A 17551-nucleotide genomic window follows, 5' to 3' on the forward strand; every position below is an offset into this window, starting at 1 on the left:
CTGGCGACGCAGCGCCATGCGTCTCGCCGCCAGGCCAACGCTTTTTCCCCGAGCGACGCTTTCCGGGCTTGCAGCTGCCGAGGTATCCTGCGCGCAAATTCATCCGATGATTGGATGTTTCTTCCGTGACCATTCCCCTCAAGCGCTCCCTGGTGGACATCGCCCTGGAGCAGATCCGCCAGCGCATCGACGCCGGCCATTGGCCGCTCGGCCAGCGCCTGCCGCCGGAGCCGGAACTCGCCGAGCTGCTCGGCATGAGCCGCAACACCGTGCGCGAAGCGGTGCGCGTGCTGACCTTCTCCGGCGTGCTGGAAGTCCGCCAGGGCGACGGCACCTACGTGCGCGCCTGCGCCGATCCGCTGGAAACCATGCTGGTGCTGGCGCGCAGCGCGGTGCAGCACTCCCTGGAGGCACGCGGGATGATCGAGATCGAGGCGGCGCGCCTGGCTGCCGTTCGCCGCGACGACAGCGACCTGAGCGCATTGCGCGAGCATCTCGACGCTTCGCGCCAGCGCTACGGCAGCGACGACCTGCAGGACTACATCGAGCACGACGTCCGCTTCCACCAACGGATGGTCGATGCCGCCCACAATCCGGTGCTCAGCGAACTCTACCGCTACTTCTCGCAGGTCATCCGGACCTCGCTGGAACGCACCATGGCCGACCCACAAAGGGCCCAGCCCTGCTTCGAGCTGCACCAGCAACTGCTCGACGCCATAGAACGCGGAGACCCGGACGCTGCCGCCGCGGCCAACCGCGCACTGCTGATCTGAACCCGGGACAGACCCATGACTCACGCCTTGAATGCCCGGCCGGGAGCGCATCCCGGCCATCCTCCGGAAGAACTGCTGATCGATGCCGAAGTCGACGACGAACCAGTTCCGCCGGCGCCGCCACTACGCCCCTGGCTGCTCCTGCTGGGCCTGGTGCTGGTGGCGCTGAACCTGCGCCCGGCGCTGTCCAGCCTCGCCCCCCTGCTCAACCAGGTGCGCGACGATACCGGCCTCTCGGCCGCTGCCGCCGGCCTGCTGACCACCGCGCCGGTACTCTGCCTGGGATTGTTCGCGCCGCTCGCGCCGCGCCTGGCCCGGCGTATCGGCGCCGAGCGCAGTGTGCTGCTGATCCTCTTCTGCCTGGCCGGCGGCATCGTCCTGCGCAGCCTGTTCCCGGTGTTCGGCCTGTTCGCCGGCAGCGTCCTGGCCGGCGCCAGCATCGGCATCATCGGCGTGCTCCTGCCGGGCATCGTCAAACGCGACTTCCCGCGCCAGGCCGGGGTGATGACCGGGGTCTACACCATGGCCCTGTGCCTGGGCGCAGCGCTCGCCGCCGGCGCTACCGCGCCGCTGGAGAAGCTCTTCGGCAACTGGGAACTGGCGCTGGCGTTCTGGTCGCTGCCGGCGATCCTCGCCGCCGCCTTCTGGCTGCCGCAGACCCGCCAGGGCCAGCACGCCCATCGCCAGGCCTTCCGTGTCATCGGCCTGTGGCGCGACCCGCTGGCCTGGCAGGTCACGCTGTACATGGGCCTGCAATCGTCCCTGGCCTACATCGTCTTCGGTTGGCTGCCGTCGATCCTGATCGACCGCGGCATGACTGCGGTGGAAGCCGGCCTGGTGCTGTCCGGCTCGGTGATGCTGCAACTGATCACCGCCCTGCTCGCGCCCTGGCTCGCCGCTCGCGCCAGGGACCAGCGCCTGGCGGTGGTGCTGGTGATGGCGACCACCCTCGCCGGCCTGCTCGGCTTCCTCTATGCGCCGCTGCAGACCATCTGGGGCTGGGCGGTCCTGCTCGGCCTCGGCCAGGGCGGTACCTTCAGCATCGCCCTGGCGCTGATCGTCCTGCGCTCGCGCGACGCCCACGTCGCCTCGCATCTGTCGGGCATGGCCCAGGGCGTCGGCTACACCCTGGCGGCCATGGGGCCGTTCATGGTCGGCGTGGTCCACGACCTGACCGGCGGCTGGAACGCGGTCGGCTATATCTTCATCGGCGTCGCCATCGCCGCCACCCTGTTCGGCCTCGGCGCCGGGCGCAGCCAGTACGTGGGGGCCCGCAGCGAACACCTGTAGCCCCGCAGACGCAAAAAGCCCCGCATCGCGGGGCTTTTTCTCCTTCGTCACTCAGGCATCCGGGCCGCGCCCTTCGGCGGGCGGCGTCCGCGGCGTGCTGGCGATCCAGTCGCTGAGCAGGTTGTAGGCCACTGCCAGCAGGATCGGGCCGAGGAACAGGCCCATGAAGCCGAACGCCAGCAGGCCGCCGAATACCCCGAGCAGCACCACCACCAGCGGCAGGTTGCCGCCACGGCTGATCAGGTAGGGTTTGAGGATGTTGTCCACCCCGCTGATGATGAAGAAGCCCCACAGGCCGAGGAACACCCCGTGGCCATAGTCGCCCTTGAAGAACAGCCAGGCGGTGGCCGGACCCCAGACCAGCGGCGGGACCATCAGCAGGCTGCAGGCGAAGGTCAGCAGGCCGAGCAGCATGGCTCCCGGTACGCCGGCGATCATGAAGCCGATCCAGGCCAGCAGGGCTTGCGCCGCGGCGGTACCGATCACCCCGTTGACCACCCGCTGTACGGTGCCGGCGACAAGGTCGCGATAGTGCTCCGCGCGGTTGCCGATCAGGCGCTCCAGGGCACGGTGGACGATGGACTCCAGGCGCGGCCCGTCGCGGTAGAAGAAGAAGATCAGGATCAGGCTGAGGACCAGTTCCAGGATCCCTCCGCCGATCTTCGCGCTGCGCGCCAGCAGCCAGTTGCCGACCTCGCCGACATAGGGCTTGAGCACGTAGAAGAACGCCACGCCCTGTTGGTCGATGGAGTCCCACCAGCCGATCAGGCGGTCGCCGATCAGCGGTACGCCGGCCATCCACGAAGGCGGCGGCGGCAGGCCCTCGACCTGGAGATTCTTCAGCAGCTCCATCAGCGAGCGAACGTTGTCCGCCAGGCCGAAGCCGAGCCAGATCAGCGGCAATGCCACCAGGACGATCCAGCCCAGGGTCAGCAGGCCCGCCGCCAGCGACTCGCGGCCACCGAGCAGGCGCGTGAGCATGCGCATCAGCGGCCAACTGGCGAAAGCCAGCACCGCGGCCCAGAACAGCGCCGACCAGAATGGCGCCAGCACCCAGAGACTGGCACCGAGCAGACCGAACAGCAGCACGCGAAGCAACAGCCGATCGTTATCGAACATCAAGGCAGGCCTTCCTCAAAGGGGGATACACCGATAGACAGCGCTCGGCGTGCGCCGTTTCCAGCCGGAGCGTGGGGCGCGGGGGAAAGGCAGTCTACTCTGGCGGGCGGCCTTGCCGAAGGCATTTTCGCCATCGCCCGGGCCCGCAGGCCCGGGCGAACGCGTTCAACGCAGCCAGTTGAGGTGCAGGCCCTCGACCTCCGACTGGCCCAGATCCATGCGGCTGTTCAGCACGCCCTGCCCGCGCAGGGCGTCGCGCCACTCCTGGGCGTGCTTGCCGGACAGCTCGACCCGCACCCCGGTATCCAGGCGCAGGGTCCGCACCAGCAGCTCCAACCAGGAGCCGGCCGGCTCCGCCGGCACATGGCTGAGGGTCAGTTCGCCGTTGGCCTTGAGCAGGCGCAGCAGGGTCGCCGGGCTCGGCAGCAGTTCCGCCAGCGGCGCATCGGCCTTGAGCTCCTCGGCCTGCAGGTAGGCGCGGCGATTGCCACGGGTGATCGAGTAGACCGCCACCAGGCTGTTCTCCTGCGGCGCCGCCAGACGCACCAGCAGGTAGGCCTGCTGCTCGTCCGGGCCGTACAGCTTGGCATTGCCGAACACGGCGTTGGCCAGCAGGCTGCTGGAGCCGCAGTCGCGTCGCTCGCACCAGAACAACGGCGTGGCGTCGGCCTTGAGCAGCGCGGTGCGCGCCGCGGCGAACGCCTCCTGGCTGCTGTGCTCGGGCGGCAAGCGGTAGGTCAGTGCGGTCAGCTCGCCTTCGGCGCGCACCTCGCCCTCCATGCGCAGGCGACCGCTGATGCGACTGATCGCCCCTAGCGGGTAGATCCGTTCCTCACTCGGCGCCTGACGGAAGTCGACGATCTCGGCGCGCGGGAAGCGCGGCAGGATGTCCAGGTCATGGCTGCCGGGAAGGTCGGCGGCCAGCGCCGAAAAGCTGAAAACGCCCAGGGATAGCAACAGGAACCCTCGCATACCGGCCCTCAACGGGTCAGCATCGACTGGGCGGTACGGATGGCGTCGTCGCCCTCCTTCTCCCGCCGCGGCACCAGCAGTCCGCGCTGCACCGCGGGACGCGCCTCGATGGCGGCGATCCAGCGCTGCAGGTTGTCCAGCCCGTCGACGGCGACACCGGACCAGTCGTGGATGCGCACCCAGGGATAGGTGGCGATATCGGCAATGCTGTAGTCGCCGGCGAGGTACTCGGCCTCGCCCAGGCGACCGTCGAGAACTTCGTAGAGGCGCCGGGTCTCATGCTGGTAGCGGTCGATGGCGCCCTGCAACTTCTCCGGGAAATAACGGAAGAACACGTTGGCCTGCCCCTGCATCGGGCCGACCCCGCCCATCTGGAACATCAGCCACTGGATCACCCGCGAGCGGCCCTTGACGTCGGTGGGCATCAGTTGCCCGGTCTTCTCGGCGAGGTAGATGAGGATCGCGCCCGACTCGAAGACGGCGAAGTCGTCGTTGTCGCGGTCGACGATGGCCGGGATGCGGCCGTTGGGATTGATCCTGAGGAATTCCGGAGCCTTCTGCTCCTTCTTGTCGAACGACAGCGCGTGCACCCTGTAGGGCAGGCCCATTTCCTCGAGGGCGATGGAAACCTTGTGGCCGTTCGGCGTGGCGGCGGTGTAGAGATCGATCATGCGGTGACTCTCCGTAACGATCCGTCCAGCCTTACGGCTGGACCCGGAATAGTCAAGGAAACAACGGCAAGCCGGTGTTTCAGCGCGCGAAGAAGGCCGCGAAGACCCTGGCCACCGCCTGCGCCCCGGCCTCATCGTCCAGATGCAGGTGATGCCCGCCCGGCAGGTGGTGCCGCTCGAACGGCAGGGTCTCCAGCAGCGCCCGCATGCGCGGCTCCACCGCCAGCATGCCCTGTTCGGCCAGCACCAGGCTGACCGGGCATTCCACGCTGCGCACGAAGTTCAGCGCGTGGGCCTGGGTCAGGCGCAGCGGCGACGGTAGGGTCAGGCGCGCGTCGGTGCGCCAGGTATAGCCACCGGGCACCGGTTCCAGGCCGCGCTGGGCGAGCAGTTCGGCGGCCTCCCGGGAGATCTCGCCAACCCCGCGCATCCGCGCTTCCACGGCTTTTTCCAGCTCGGCATAGACCGGCTTGCGCTTGTGGCGTAGCGCCAGTTGCGCCTTCAGCGCTTCGCCGAGCTTCTGCGGCGCCTTGTCGGCTTCGCCAGTGTAGGGAATCAGGCCATCGATCAACGCCAGCCGCTCGATGCGCTCGGGCAAGGCCCCGGCGAGCAGCACCGAGACGATGGCGCCCATCGAGTGCCCCAACAGGGAAAAACGCTCCCAGCCCAGTTGCTCGGCCACCATCAGCACGTCCAGCGCGTAGTCCCAGAGCAGGTAGCTGGCGCCCTCGGCACGATGCGCGGAATGCCCGTGGCCGGCGAAGTCGAGGGCGACGATACGCAGCCCGGCGAGCTTCGGCGCCAGGCGCGAGAAGCTCATGGCGTTGTCCAGCCAGCCATGCAGGGCGATCACCGGCTTGCCGTCCGGCGGACCGAACAGATGCGCGGCCAGTTCGATGTGCGGCAGGCTGATGCGTACTTCCTCGACCTGCAGGCTCATGCCGAACGCTCCTCGGTCGCCCGCGACCAGCGATCGAACACGCCTTTCAGCAGTTCGGCGGTTTCCCGCGGGCGCTCCAGCGGGAACATGTGGCCGCCGGGCAGCGACATGAACTCGCCGCGCGGCATCGCCCGGATCAGCCGGGTGTGGTGCGGCAACACCACCTTGCTGTGCCGCCCGCGCACCATCGCCAGCGGCACCTGCAACTGTCGTGGACGCCCTGGGCTGCTGTGCGGCACGCTACGGTAGATGCTGATCTCGGTGGCCGGATCGAAGCGCAGGCGCAGGCCGGAACCGCCGCCGCTGTCGGCCAGCCCGTGGCGTACGTAGGCCTCCAGGCAATCGGGGTCGAAGCGGCGGAACAGCGCCTTGCCGGAGAAGTACGCCCGCGCCTCTTCCAGGTCGGGGAACGCCTCGCGACGCCCCAGGGTGCGCCCGGCCGGAGTGATCCGGTCGATGAAGCCGAAGCGCTTGGCGGCACGGATCACCAGGCGGTCGGCGAGGGTCAGCACCGGCGAATCGAGCATCACCACGCCGCGGTAGAGTTCCGGCCGGCGCAGCGCCGCGTGGTAGTGCAGCACGCCGCCGAGGGAATGGCCGACGCCCCAGACCGGCTGTTCCAGGCTGGCGAGGTGGTGCAGCAGTTCGTCCACCAGGTTGTCCCAGTTGTCGTTCACCGGAAAACGCGGGTCGTGCCCGTGCATTTCCAGGTGATCCACCCGATACTCCGGCGCCAACGCCTCGAACAGCTTGGCGTAGGTAGCCGACGGGAAGCCGTTGGCGTGGGCGAAGAAAACCGATTGCGACATGCGCGACGTCTCGACAGGGCTGATGCCAGGGATTCTCCGGCAGCCTCGCCGAGGCGGCAATGGCTTTGCCGGCTGCCTTGCACGGCGAAGCGGCCAAAACCTCAGGCAGAGCGGACGAGATGCTCGAGGATCGCCGCCGCCACCAGCAGGAACACCACCCCGCAGGCCGCGTCCAGCCAGGGCACCGCGCGCAACAGGCGGGTCTGCAGGGCCGGGCGGGTAAGGGTCAGGCTGAGCAGGCCGAACCAGCAGGCGCCCATGCCGAACAGCAGCGCCGCCACCGCCAGTTTGCCGCCGAGCGACATCTGCGCGGGAATCAGGCTGCCGAGCAAGGCGATGAAGAACACCAGCGCCTTGGGATTGAACAGATTGGTCGCCACTCCGCGCAGCCAGGGCCCCAGGGGCGACGGCGGCAGTGCCCCGTCGAGCCGGCCCGGCTGGCCGTCGCCGCGCCGCAGCCAGGCGCGCAGCGCGCCGACGCCGAGCCAGGCCAGGTACAGCGCGCCGAGCGCCTGCAGGATGGCGAACAGCACAGGCGTACGGCTGAGCAGCAGCGACACGCCGGTCAGCACCAGGGTGGTATGCAGGAGAATCCCGCAGGCCAGCCCCAGCGCGCTGGCCAGGCCGGCCCGCCGCCCCTGGTGCAGGGACGTGCGCACCACCAGGGCGACATCGGGACCGGGGCTGACCAGGGCTATGGCGAACACCGCCGCCAGGGTCAGCAAGACAGACAATTCCTGCATGGCTACTCCACGAAAAAGGGATCGGAAAGGAAAACGCGAATCAGCGCTGGCGCAGGCGCGCCGGCGGTAACCCATAGGTGCGCCGGAACAGACGGCTGAAGTGCGCCTGGTCGTAGAAACCGAACTGCTGGGCCACCTGGCTCAATGGCTGCTCGCCGCGCAGAACCAGCGGCAAGGCGCGCTCCAGGCGCAGTTGGGTCAGCCACTGGTGGGGCGGCAGGCCGCAGTGACGGCGGAAGCGCCGCAGCACCTGCCAGGGGCTCAGGCCGCAGAAGGCGGCCAGTTCCTCCAGGTTCGGCGGGTACTCCAGGCGCGACTCCAGCCAGTCGCGCAGCCGCGTCCAGTCGCGCTGGCCGAAGCCTTCCCGGTCGCCCTCCTCCAGGCGCAGGCTGCTGCCCAGGCTGAGCAGGCAGGCCAGCGCCTGCCAGAGGTGCTCTTCCAGGGCCAGACGGTTCTCCAGCGCCGCCGCTCCGCCGAGCATGCCCAGGTGCAACTGACGCAGGCGCTGCTGCAGACGCTCGTCGCGGACCAGGCTACTGGTCAGACGCGGCGCCCCCCGACGGCCGTCGCTGAAGTCACGGCTGGCGCGCTCCAGCCAGTCGGCATCGAGCGCCAGGACGCGGATACGGTAGCCCTCCTCGCCGGCGCTGCTGCCGTCGTGGATGCTTTCCGGCGCCATCAGCAACGCGTCGCCGGCCCCGGCCAGGCGCCGTTCGCCGCCGGCGGCATAGCGATGCCGGCCCTGCAACAGCAAGCCGATGTGGTACTCCAGGTGGAAGTGCCGGGGAAAGGAAAAGCGGTTGTGCTCGGCGTCTATCAGGCGTACGCCGGGAATCCCGCTGCTGAGATGGGTGACCTGTTCCATCCCGCTACTCTACCGCCCGCGGGACGGAACGATCTTGGACAAAATTGCGGACCGCGCTCAGCCCGCCCTGCCCGCCAATGGCACCACCGCCATGGTCAGGCGGGCGATGCAGCTCGGCTTGCCGTCGTCGCCACTGAGGCGGATGTCCCAGACATGGGTGGTGCGCCCCAGGTGGATCGCCCTGGCCACCGCGGTGACCCGGCCGCTGCGCAGGCCACGCAGGTGGTTGGCGTTCACTTCCAGGCCGACGCAGTAGTACTGGCTGGTATCGACGCACAGGTAGCTGGCCATCGAGCCCAGGCTTTCCGCGAGGACCACCGAGGCGCCGCCATGCAGCAGGCCGAACGGCTGGTGGGTACGCGAGTCGACCGGCATGCTGGCGGTCAGCGACTCGTCGTCGAAGGCTTCGAAGCGGATGCCAAGCAGGTCGCCGATGCTGTTCTTCTGCGAGGCGTTCAGTTGCTCCAGGTCGGGCGTTTGTCGCCAGAGGCTCATGGGAATTCCTTGCGCAAGGGGGAAGCCAAGGGCTTCCCGTCGGTGGGAGTCATTCGTGCCAGAGCACGGCCTCGCGGCGTTCCACCCATTCGTGGAAGCGCGAGCCATAGGCACCTTCCACCATATTGCGCTTGATCTTCAAGGTCGGCGTGAGGAAACCGTTGTCCACCGCCCAGGTTTCCTGCACCAGGACCAGGCCGACCAGGCGCTCGTGCTTGTCAAGCGCACCGTTGACCTGTTCCAGGTGCGCCCGCAGGCTGCTTTCCAGCGCCCCGCGGGTCCCGTTGAGGGCCTCCCGGCGACCGACCTCGGAGAGCACGCAGAGCCCCAACGGCGCGCTGAGGCCCTCGCCGACCACGCAGACCTGCTCGATGCGATCGTGTACCGCCAGGCGGTTCTCGATCGGCGCCGGCGCCACGTACTTGCCCTTGCTGGTCTTGAAGATTTCCTTCATCCGCCCGGTCAGGCGCAGGTTGCCTTCGGCGTCCTGCTCGCCCTTGTCGCCGGTGCGCAGGAAACCGTCGGCGGTGAGCACCTCGGCGGTCTTCTCCGGCTCCTTGTAGTAGCCGACCATGGTCGCGCCGCTACGCACCTGCACCTCGCCCTCGTCGCTGATGCGTACCTCGACGCCGGGGCTGTTCTGGCCGATCCAGCCGGTCTTCTGCCTGCCGGGCCGGCAGACGTGGGAGTAACCGCTGTTCTCGGTCATCCCGTAGACCTCGAGCACATCCAGGCCCAGGCGGCGATACCAGAGCAGCAGCGCCTCGGGTACCGGCGCCGCGCCGCAGAGCGCGTAGCGCACCGCGTCCAGGCCTAGCCCGGCGAGCACCTTGCGACCGACGATGCGGCCGAGGATCGGCAGCTTCAGCAGGCGGTCGAGCTTCTGCGCCGGCATCTTCGAATACACCCCCATCTGGAACTTGGTCCAGATGCGCGGCACGCCGAACAGCAGGGTCGGCCGCGCACGCTTCATGTCCTCGACGAAGGTGTCCAGGCTTTCGGCGAAGAACACCGTGGTTCCCCCGTAGAGCGACCCCATCTCGACGAACATCCGCTCCGCCACGTGGCACAGCGGCAGGTAGGAGAGCATCCGGTCGTCTTCGCGGGTGCCGAACAGTTCCACGCCGCGGCTGGCGGCGAAGGCGAAACTGCTGAAGTTGTGCATCACCCCCTTGGGCACGCCGGTGGTTCCGGAGGTGTAGATCAGGGTGGCGAGTTGCTCGGCGGCGGTCGGCGTGTCGCCTTCGAGCGGCGCGCAGGCCTGTAGGTCGCTCCACTGGCGGTCGAAACGCCCTTCCGGGTGCAACGGCATGGCCACGGTCGGTATGCCCTCGGGGACTCCGGGCGCCATCGCCGGCCAGTCGTCGAGCTTGCCGACGAAGACCACCGCCGACTCGGAATGCTCCAGCACCTGGCGCGCCGACTCGGCGGTGAGATTGGGATAGAGGGGGACGGAAACGTGCCCGGCCATCCAGATCGCCAGGTCAGTGACGATCCAGTGCGCACAGTTCTTCGAGATGATCGCGATACGGCTGCCGGCGGGGAGATCCAGGCTGCGCAACCAGGCGGCTGCACGCCGCGCCTGGTCGCCCACCTCGCCCCAGCTCAGCTCCTCGACCCGGCCGCCACCGATGGGCTGCACCAGGTAACGCCGTTGCGGATGACGCTTTTCGCGCTCGAAGAAGACTTCGAGCGGCAGACGATTTGCAGTGACCACGTACCGCCTCCGTTGTTGTTGTTCTGGGAGATCGACCAAGCACTTGCTTGGTCGAATATTCCATCACAGCCAACCGCAGGCAAGCCGGGAAATGTTTCGGTTTGTAGTCGTTGTGCCAGGCGCTTCCTAGCCGTGCCGCGGGTGATGCAGCGAGACCAGGGTCATCAGCCCGGCGGCGGCGAAGTCGCCTTCCAGCTCGGCCAGCGAGGCAGTGCTCATCGGCAACGGATCGCGCCGGTTGCCATGCACCAGCAGACCGCCCAGCGCCCCGACCAGGGGCTGGTGGCTGACCAGCAGGAGATTGCGCTCGCTGCGCTCGTCGAGGAAACCGAGCACCTCGCGCGGATCGTCGTCGGGGGTCAACCAGGGCGCGGTGCCGACCGGCTCGACCAGGCCCAGTGCCTCGCGCACCAGCTCGGCGGTCTGCTGGGCGCGCACGTAGGGGCTGGCGAGAATCCCGTCCAGCGGCAACCCGGCCAGCCGCGCGGCGCTCTGCAGCACCTCCTTGCGTCCATGGGCGGTCAGGCGCCGCTCGGAATCCCGGCTGGCGTGCGGTTCGGCCTCGCCGTGGCGCAACAGCCAGAGTTTCACAACTTCGGCTCTTCGTCGCGCGCCGGGTGCGCGGCGGGCGGCACGCTGTGGGCGGCCTCGCCCTCGGCGGCGCGGGCGCTCGGCCAGTCGGCGAACGGCCAGGGTTTCTCGTCGCTGTGGAAGGTACCGAAACGGCCGATCTGCGCCAGGTACTGGCTGAGGCTGTCGCCGAAAGCCATCAGGCTGCCGTTCGGCGCGCCGTAGATCAGTCGGTAGACCAGTTGGATCACCACCACCGCCCCGAGGAGCAGTTCGGCGACCTGCCAGACCAGGACGAACAGCAGCATCCAGAGGATGCGGATGGCGATCGATTCGCGTGCTTGCGGGTCTGCGGACATGGCGGTCTCCTCGTCAGAAGCCGGTGGTGGGAATGAAATCGACGTCGGTCTTCGGCTCGCCGCGCATCAGCAGCTGGATGACCTGCGCCAGGGTGCGGCCTTCGAAGAGGATCGCATGGAGACCGGCGACCAGCGGCATGTACACCTGCATCTCGTCGGACTTTTCCTTGAGTACCTTGAGAGTGTTCACACCCTCCGCGGTCTCGCCCATGCGCGATACCGCCTCCTCCAGACTGAGCCCCTCGCCGAGGGCGTGGCCGACCTGGTAGTTGCGGCTCTTCGGCGAGGAACAGGTGACGATCAGGTCGCCGACGCCGGCGAGGCCGAGAAAGGTCATCGGGTTGGCACCGAGCTTGACGGCGAACCGGGTCATTTCCGCCAGCGCGCGGGTAATCAGCATGCTGCGGGTGTTCTCGCCCATGTCCATCGCCGCGGCCAGGCCGGCCATGATCGCGTAGACGTTCTTCAGCGCACCGCCGAGTTCCACTCCGAAGCGGTCGCGGCTGGCGTAGACGCGGAAGGTGCGGCCGTGCAGGGCCGCCTGGACGCGGGCGCACAGCTCGTCGTCCTCGCTGGCGACCACCGTGGCGGTCAGCTCGTGCTCTGCGATCTCGCGCGCCAGGTTCGGGCCGGAAATCACCCCGATGCGGGCTTGCGGGGCGATTTCCTCGAGGATCTCACTCATCAGCTTGAAGGTGTGCGCCTCGATGCCCTTGGTCAGGCTCACCAGCAGCTTGTCCGTCAATGCCGCCTGATGTGGTTGCAGCACCTTGCGCAGGGCGCTGGAGGGCAAGGCGACGAAGATCAGTTGGCAATCGGCCAGGGTGCGCTCCAGGTCGGTGACCGGCTCGACCCCGGGATGCACCTTGACCCCTTTCAGGTAGCGCGGGTTCTCGCGTCGGCTGCGGATCGCCTCGGCCTGCTCCGGGTCGCGCATCCACTGGCGGACCGCCTGGCCGTTCTCGGCCAGCAGGTTGGCGATGGCGGTGCCGAAACTGCCGCCGCCGAGCACGGCAATCGGTTGCTGCTCTGTCATGATTCATCCATTTCTGGCCGCCACGCGGCAATCACGCCATTATACGGTCGGCCAGCCGGCCGACCAGTCTTGACGCCGGCGCTGGCAAAAGCCCGCGCCTCGTTTACCATGCCCGGGCTAGACAATACCTATCGAGAACAAGGTCGTTCCGTGCCCATCGCTTCACGTGCTCCCGCCTCCCTGACCCTGCTGGCCCTGCTGTTCGGCGGCAAGCTCGCGGCCGCCGACCTGTTCAACGATCCCAGCGGCGTTCCCGAAGTATTGACCGCGACACGCCTGAAACAATCCCCGGCGGAAGTTCCCGGCAGCATCAGCGTGCTCGACCGCGAGCTGATCGTCGCCAGCGGCGCCCGCGACATTCCCGAACTGATGCGCCTGGTCCCGGGCATGATGGTCGGCTACCTGTCCGGCAACCAGCCCACGGTCAACTACCACGGCACCAGCATGTCGGGGGCGCGGCGCCTGCAGGTGCTGATCGACGGCCGCTCGGTGTACCGCCCGGGCCTTGCCAGCGTCGACTGGAGCGACCTGCCGCTGGCCCTCGAGGATGTCGAGCGGATCGAAGTGTTCCGTGGGCCGAATACCGTCAGCTACGGCGCCAACGCATTGATGGGGGTGATCAACATCATCACCCGCGCCCCCGGCGAGTCGCCCGGCACGCGCCTGAAGTACACGGCGGGCCAGCGCGGCATCCGCGACTGGTACGCCAGCCAGAGCATCGCCCTGGAAGACAGCGACTTCCGCCTGTCGCTGTCCGGCCAGGAAGACGACGGCTTCGACCGCGACCACGACGGTCACGCCCTGCGCGACGGCCGCCGGCTCAGCCGCTTCAACCTCAACGCCAGCCACAGCCTGGCGCCGAACCAGAGCCTGGAGTGGCAACTGGCGGCCAAGGAAGGCTCGAACCAGCACCCCTACGCCTACCGCTCGCCGTTTCCCCAGGTTCCCGACGACATCGACAACTCCGATACGCTCGCCCACGACTATGCCGGTTCTCTGCGCTGGAATGTCGACCTCGACCCGCGCCACAGCTTCTATATACAAGGCTACGCACAGCACTGGGAGCGCCGGCAGGAATGGAACGCCTGCGAGGCGGCCATTGCCTTCAGCCCGCAACTGGCGCAGCTCTGGGAACTGAACCCGGACTACCTGCGCAGGTTCGCCGACGATCCGACCCGGCTGCCGCCCGGCAGCGCCCAGGAGTTGCAACTGGCGACCCAGGTCCTCGACCAGCTACGCAATGGCGGACTGCGTCCGGTCTGCGGACGGGTCGACCGCAACATCCGGGAAAGCCGCTACGACCTGGAGATGCAGGACACCCTCAGCCTGGGCGACAACCTGCGCCTGCTGAACGGCCTGAGCTACCGCTACGACCAGGCAAACTCCGAGACCTTCTACGGCGGCAGGGTCAGCAGCCAGATCTGGCGGCTGTTCAGCCAATTGGAGTGGCATGCCGGCGAACACTGGCTGCTGCAGGGCGGGGGGATGCTCGAAGACGTCGAGGGCTCCGGCAGTTCGTTCAGCCCGCGGCTGGCGGTGAACTACCTGTTCAACCCCCAGCACAGCCTGCGCGCGGTCTATTCGGAGGCAGTGCGGTCACCGGGCATGTACGAAAACGACGTCGACTGGCGCTACCGAGTCCGCCACCTGACACCGGCGCCCTATGGGCAGAGCGAAGCCTACTACTTCGCCAGCGCCCACGGCCCCGGCGACCTGGGCAAGGAACACACCCGTTCGCGCGAGATCGGCTACAACGGTTTTTTCCGCGAGACCGGACTGGCCGTGGATGTACGCCTGTTCCACGAGGAAATCACCGGACTGATCAGCGATCCGCTCAGCGTCGTCGACTTCAGTCCGGACAACGGCGATCGCATCCGCTTCTCCGGCGCGGAAGGCCAGCTCGACTGGCGCCTGGGCCTACGCGACCGCCTGCGCGCCACCTACGCCTATCTCGACTACGACGCCACCAGTCGCTACGACCGGCGCCTGACCGCCCGCCACGGCGGCTCGGCCGGCTGGATGCACGACTGGGGCCAAGGCTGGTCCAGCGCCCTCTTCTATTACGGCGACGATTCGCTCAATGGACATCGTTTCGAACGCGTCGACCTGCGCCTGGCCAAGCGCATTACCCTGGGCAAGGCCGCCCTGGAATTGGCCGGCGTGCTCCAACAGCGTCTCGACGACCAACCGCTGACGTTTCCCGACAACCGCTACGACAGCCGCCACCTGCTCTACTTCAGCGCCGAGGTGACGTTCTAGATGCGTCGCTTGCGCCCCGCCCGTCGGGCTTTCCAGGCGCTGCTCGCGCTCGTCGTCTGCTGTCTCGCGCATGTCGGCGAGGCCGCGCAACTGGTCCTGGTCAGCGCCAACCAGGGGGCCGCGGTGAACGCCTTTCGCGACGCCCTGTCGCAGCGACGGCCGCAGGACCAGGTGGAACTGCGCACGCCCGCGGCCCTGGCGGAGGGGATGGTCTTCAACGACGACACCCGCCTGCTCCTGCTCGGCCCCGAGGCCCTGGCCTGGCGCCTGCGCCAGCACCGGGCGCCACCGACCCTGGCGCTGCTGCTCAACCGGGTCGATGGCCAGCGCCTGCTGCCAGGCGCCAACGGGCATGGCGGACACGGCGTCGGAGGGCTCTGCGTACTCTGGAGCGACCCGCCGGCGGCCCGCCAGCTCCGCCTGGCGCGCCTGATCCTGCCGGGCATCCAGCGCATCGGCGTGCTCTACGGCAAGGACAGCGAATTCCTCCTCGACGAGCTTCGTCGCGAGGCCCGCAGCCAGGGGCTCGAGCTGTTCGTCGCCAGCAGCAGCGGCAACGACGACCCGCGCCCGCTGCAGTTCCTGCTCGGCAATAGTGACCTGCTGCTCGGCATCGACGACAAACAGCTGTACAACTCGCAGAGCATCAAGAGCCTGCTGCTCGGCAGCTACGCCAAGAACCGCGCGCTGCTCGGACCCACCGCAGCCTTCGTCAAGGCCGGCAGCCTGGCGAGCAGCTACAGCGACCAGGAGGACTGGCTGGACACCCTCGACGAACTGCTCGGCCAGGCGCCCAGGCACTGGCCCCTCAGCCTCTATCCAGGACATTTCAAGGTGCTCGGCAATCGGCAGGTAGCCCGCTCCCTGGGTATCGACCTGGCCAGCGACGCCGACCTCGGCCGGCGCCTCGCCGAAGGAGAAGAACCATGAGCCAGCGCCACGGCTGGGACATCCGTACCCGCATGCTGGCGATCAGCCTGGGCCCGGCGCTGTTGCTGACCCTGCTGCTCACCGCCTACTTCACCTACTCCCGCTTGCAGGACCTGCGCCAGGAACTGACCCATACCGGCCAGTTGATCGCCGACCAGTTGGCGCCGGCCGCCGAATACGGCGTGATCGCCGGCAACACGCCCGTGCTGCAGAAGCTGCTGCAGGCCACCCTCGACACCCCGCATGTGCGCTTCATCGAGGTACGCGACCGCAACGACAATATCCTGGTGTACGTCGAACAGTTGTCCGGCGCGTTGCAGAACGCCGCGCCGATCGACATCTTCCACTCCACCATCCAGCGCCAGCGCATCGCCCTGGCCAGCGACCCGCTGCTGGACGGCGCCAGCGAAGGCGACGGCCAGTCCGGCGAGGACTACCTCGGCCGGGTGGTGGTCGGCATGTCCAACGACGCCTTCAGCCAGCGGCAACAGGAAATCCTCCTGAAGGCCGCCCTGCTGGCCGCCTTCGCCCTGATCCTCACCTTCCTCGTCGCGCGCCGCCTGGCGCAGCGCCTGTCGGCGCCGATCAGCACCATGGGCCAGGCGGTCGAGGCGATCCAGAGCGGCGACTACAAGACCAGCCTGCCGATCCTCGACGACGGCGAGATCGGCGACCTGGCCCGTCACATCAACAATCTCGCCAGCGGGCTGGACCGCGCGAGCCGGGAACAGGAACAGGCGATCGGCCAATTGATCAGCGCCCGCGAGGAAGCGGAGCAGGCGAACCGGGCGAAGTCCGACTTCCTGGCGATGATGAGCCACGAGCTTCGCACCCCGATGAACGGCGTGCTGGGCATGCTGCAACTGCTGGAAACCACCGAGCAGACCCGCGAACAGGCCGAGTACACGGCGCTGGCCACCGAGTCCACCGAACACCTGCTGAAGGTCATCAACGACATTCTCGATTTCTCAAGGATCGAACGCGGCGCGCTGGAACTGGAGTGCATTCCCTTCAACCTGCTGGAACTGGTGCAAGGCTCCGCCCTGGTGTTCCAGCACAGCGCCCAGCAACGCGGACTGGCGCTGGAATTGCAGATCCAGGCCGGCCTGGAGAATATCGAGGTCTGCGGCGATCCGACGCGTATCCGACAGATCCTGGTGAATCTGCTGGGTAATGCGCTGAAATTCACCGAGGAAGGCGCCATCCATCTCAGCCTGGAGTGGCAGGCGCTCGATCACGACGTACTGTGGCTGACCTGCGCGGTGCACGACAGCGGCATCGGCATCTCGCCGGAACGCCTGGAACATATGTTCGACGCCTTCCAGCAGGCGGATTCGTCGATTTCCCGGCGCTACGGCGGCACCGGGCTCGGCCTGGCGATCGCCAGGACGCTGGCGGAACGGATGGGCGGCACCCTGCAGGCAGAGAGCAAGGAAGGCTCGGGATCGACCTTCACCCTGGAGATTCCGCTGCCCTTCCAGCAGTCGCCGGCGCACCGGCAGCAGGCCGCTGGCGACGCCGCCCCGGTCGCCGCCGGTCAGGAAATCCTCCTGGTCGAGGACAATCCGGTGAACCAGACAGTCATAGAAGCCATGTTGCGCAGCCTCGGCTATCGCGTCACCCTGGTCGCCGACGGTATCCAGGCGGTGCGCAGCGCCGAGCGCCAGCGCTACGACGCGATCCTGATGGACTGCCGCCTGCCGGTGCTCGACGGCTACTCGGCGACACGGGAAATCAGGGCCCAGGAGAACGGCCGGCGGGTACCGATCATCGCCCTGACCGCCAACGCCCTGCAGGGCGATCGGGAGAACTGCCTGCAGGCGGGAATGAACGATTACCTGGCCAAGCCATTCAAACGGGCGGAATTGCAACGCATACTGCAACGCTGGATCGGCTCGCAGCCGGAACTCCCCGTGACGTCGAACGAAACCGGACGAGGGGAGCCGGAATGATCTACGACAAGGGCGGCAAGCGGACGCGGGAATAAAGTGAACATCTGTTCG

At 68.0% G+C, this 17551-nt stretch carries 17 protein-coding genes; 5 read left to right on the plus strand and 12 right to left on the minus strand.

The window, feature by feature from the left end; genetic code table 11:
* Nucleotides 1–125: 125 nt before the first annotated feature.
* Entirely contained in the window at nucleotides 126–773 is a 648-nt protein-coding gene (locus tag AT700_RS17060; protein ID WP_003122888.1) for a FadR/GntR family transcriptional regulator, read from the plus strand.
* A 15-nt stretch (nucleotides 774–788) separates the two neighbouring features.
* Entirely contained in the window at nucleotides 789–2063 is a 1275-nt protein-coding gene (locus AT700_RS17065) for a CynX/NimT family MFS transporter (RefSeq protein WP_003114593.1), read from the plus strand.
* A gap of 51 nt (nucleotides 2064–2114) precedes the next feature.
* Here AT700_RS17065 and AT700_RS17070 read toward each other — a convergent pair whose 3' ends face one another.
* The 12 genes from AT700_RS17070 to AT700_RS17125 all read right to left on the minus strand — a co-directional run bounded on the left by AT700_RS17070 (nucleotide 2115) and on the right by AT700_RS17125 (nucleotide 12359).
* Nucleotides 2115–3182 carry an AI-2E family transporter gene (locus AT700_RS17070; RefSeq protein ID WP_003097861.1) on the minus strand — a complete coding sequence of 356 codons (1068 nt, stop codon included), beginning with the start codon at nucleotides 3180–3182 and terminating at the stop codon, nucleotides 2115–2117.
* Nucleotides 3183–3347: 165 nt separating this feature from the next.
* The gene (locus AT700_RS17075; protein WP_048521153.1) at nucleotides 3348–4154 is read right to left on the minus strand and encodes a DUF4892 domain-containing protein; all 807 of its coding nucleotides are present in this window, start codon (nucleotides 4152–4154) and stop codon (nucleotides 3348–3350) included.
* Nucleotides 4155–4162: 8 nt separating this feature from the next.
* A complete protein-coding gene (locus tag AT700_RS17080) occupies nucleotides 4163–4825 on the minus strand; it encodes a glutathione S-transferase family protein (protein WP_003114590.1) in 663 nt (220 codons plus the stop codon).
* Between the two features lie 79 nt (nucleotides 4826–4904).
* Nucleotides 4905–5765, minus strand: a complete 861-nt coding sequence (locus AT700_RS17085; RefSeq protein ID WP_003097867.1) for an alpha/beta fold hydrolase — start codon at nucleotides 5763–5765, stop codon at nucleotides 4905–4907.
* Complete coding sequence (locus tag AT700_RS17090; RefSeq protein ID WP_003097869.1) at nucleotides 5762–6574, minus strand: alpha/beta fold hydrolase; 813 nt, start codon at nucleotides 6572–6574, stop codon at nucleotides 5762–5764. Before AT700_RS17090 ends, AT700_RS17085 begins: the two co-directional genes overlap by 4 nt.
* Before the next feature lie 101 nt (nucleotides 6575–6675).
* Nucleotides 6676–7317, minus strand: a complete 642-nt coding sequence (locus tag AT700_RS17095) for a LysE family translocator (protein ID WP_003117750.1) — start codon at nucleotides 7315–7317, stop codon at nucleotides 6676–6678.
* A 40-nt stretch (nucleotides 7318–7357) separates the two neighbouring features.
* Nucleotides 7358–8182: an AraC family transcriptional regulator gene (locus AT700_RS17100; RefSeq protein WP_016851771.1), complete on the minus strand. Its 825-nt coding sequence runs from the start codon at nucleotides 8180–8182 to the stop codon at nucleotides 7358–7360.
* Between the two features lie 57 nt (nucleotides 8183–8239).
* Nucleotides 8240–8677 carry a hotdog fold thioesterase gene (locus tag AT700_RS17105; RefSeq protein ID WP_003087490.1) on the minus strand — a complete coding sequence of 146 codons (438 nt, stop codon included), beginning with the start codon at nucleotides 8675–8677 and terminating at the stop codon, nucleotides 8240–8242.
* 49 nt (nucleotides 8678–8726) lie between these two features.
* Nucleotides 8727–10394: an AMP-binding protein gene (locus AT700_RS17110; protein WP_003097876.1), complete on the minus strand. Its 1668-nt coding sequence runs from the start codon at nucleotides 10392–10394 to the stop codon at nucleotides 8727–8729.
* Nucleotides 10395–10520: 126 nt separating this feature from the next.
* Nucleotides 10521–10985, minus strand: a complete 465-nt coding sequence (sixA, locus tag AT700_RS17115; protein ID WP_003117751.1) for a phosphohistidine phosphatase SixA — start codon at nucleotides 10983–10985, stop codon at nucleotides 10521–10523.
* Nucleotides 10982–11323, minus strand: a complete 342-nt coding sequence (locus tag AT700_RS17120) for a DUF4389 domain-containing protein (RefSeq protein ID WP_003097882.1) — start codon at nucleotides 11321–11323, stop codon at nucleotides 10982–10984. The genes sixA and AT700_RS17120 overlap by 4 nt, the downstream gene beginning before the upstream one ends.
* 13 nt (nucleotides 11324–11336) lie before the next feature.
* Complete coding sequence (locus AT700_RS17125) at nucleotides 11337–12359, minus strand: NAD(P)H-dependent glycerol-3-phosphate dehydrogenase (protein ID WP_003097883.1); 1023 nt, start codon at nucleotides 12357–12359, stop codon at nucleotides 11337–11339.
* A gap of 150 nt (nucleotides 12360–12509) precedes the next feature.
* Here AT700_RS17125 and AT700_RS17130 point away from each other — a divergent pair, with 150 nt between their 5' ends.
* From AT700_RS17130 to AT700_RS17140, 3 genes are all read left to right on the plus strand, one after another.
* Nucleotides 12510–14618 (plus strand): TonB-dependent receptor plug domain-containing protein, encoded by a 2109-nt coding sequence (locus AT700_RS17130; RefSeq protein WP_048521154.1) that lies wholly within the window; start codon nucleotides 12510–12512, stop codon nucleotides 14616–14618.
* Between the two features lie 171 nt (nucleotides 14619–14789).
* Nucleotides 14790–15548, plus strand: coding sequence for a hypothetical protein (locus AT700_RS17135; RefSeq protein ID WP_003132907.1), 759 nt, complete (start codon nucleotides 14790–14792; stop codon nucleotides 15546–15548).
* The gene (locus AT700_RS17140) at nucleotides 15545–17500 is read left to right on the plus strand and encodes an ATP-binding protein (protein WP_003114254.1); all 1956 of its coding nucleotides are present in this window, start codon (nucleotides 15545–15547) and stop codon (nucleotides 17498–17500) included. Before AT700_RS17135 ends, AT700_RS17140 begins: the two co-directional genes overlap by 4 nt.
* The last annotated feature ends 51 nt before the right edge of the window (nucleotides 17501–17551 follow it).

This window comes from Pseudomonas aeruginosa, assembly GCF_001457615.1.
Taxonomy (GTDB): Bacteria; Pseudomonadota; Gammaproteobacteria; order Pseudomonadales; family Pseudomonadaceae; genus Pseudomonas; species Pseudomonas aeruginosa.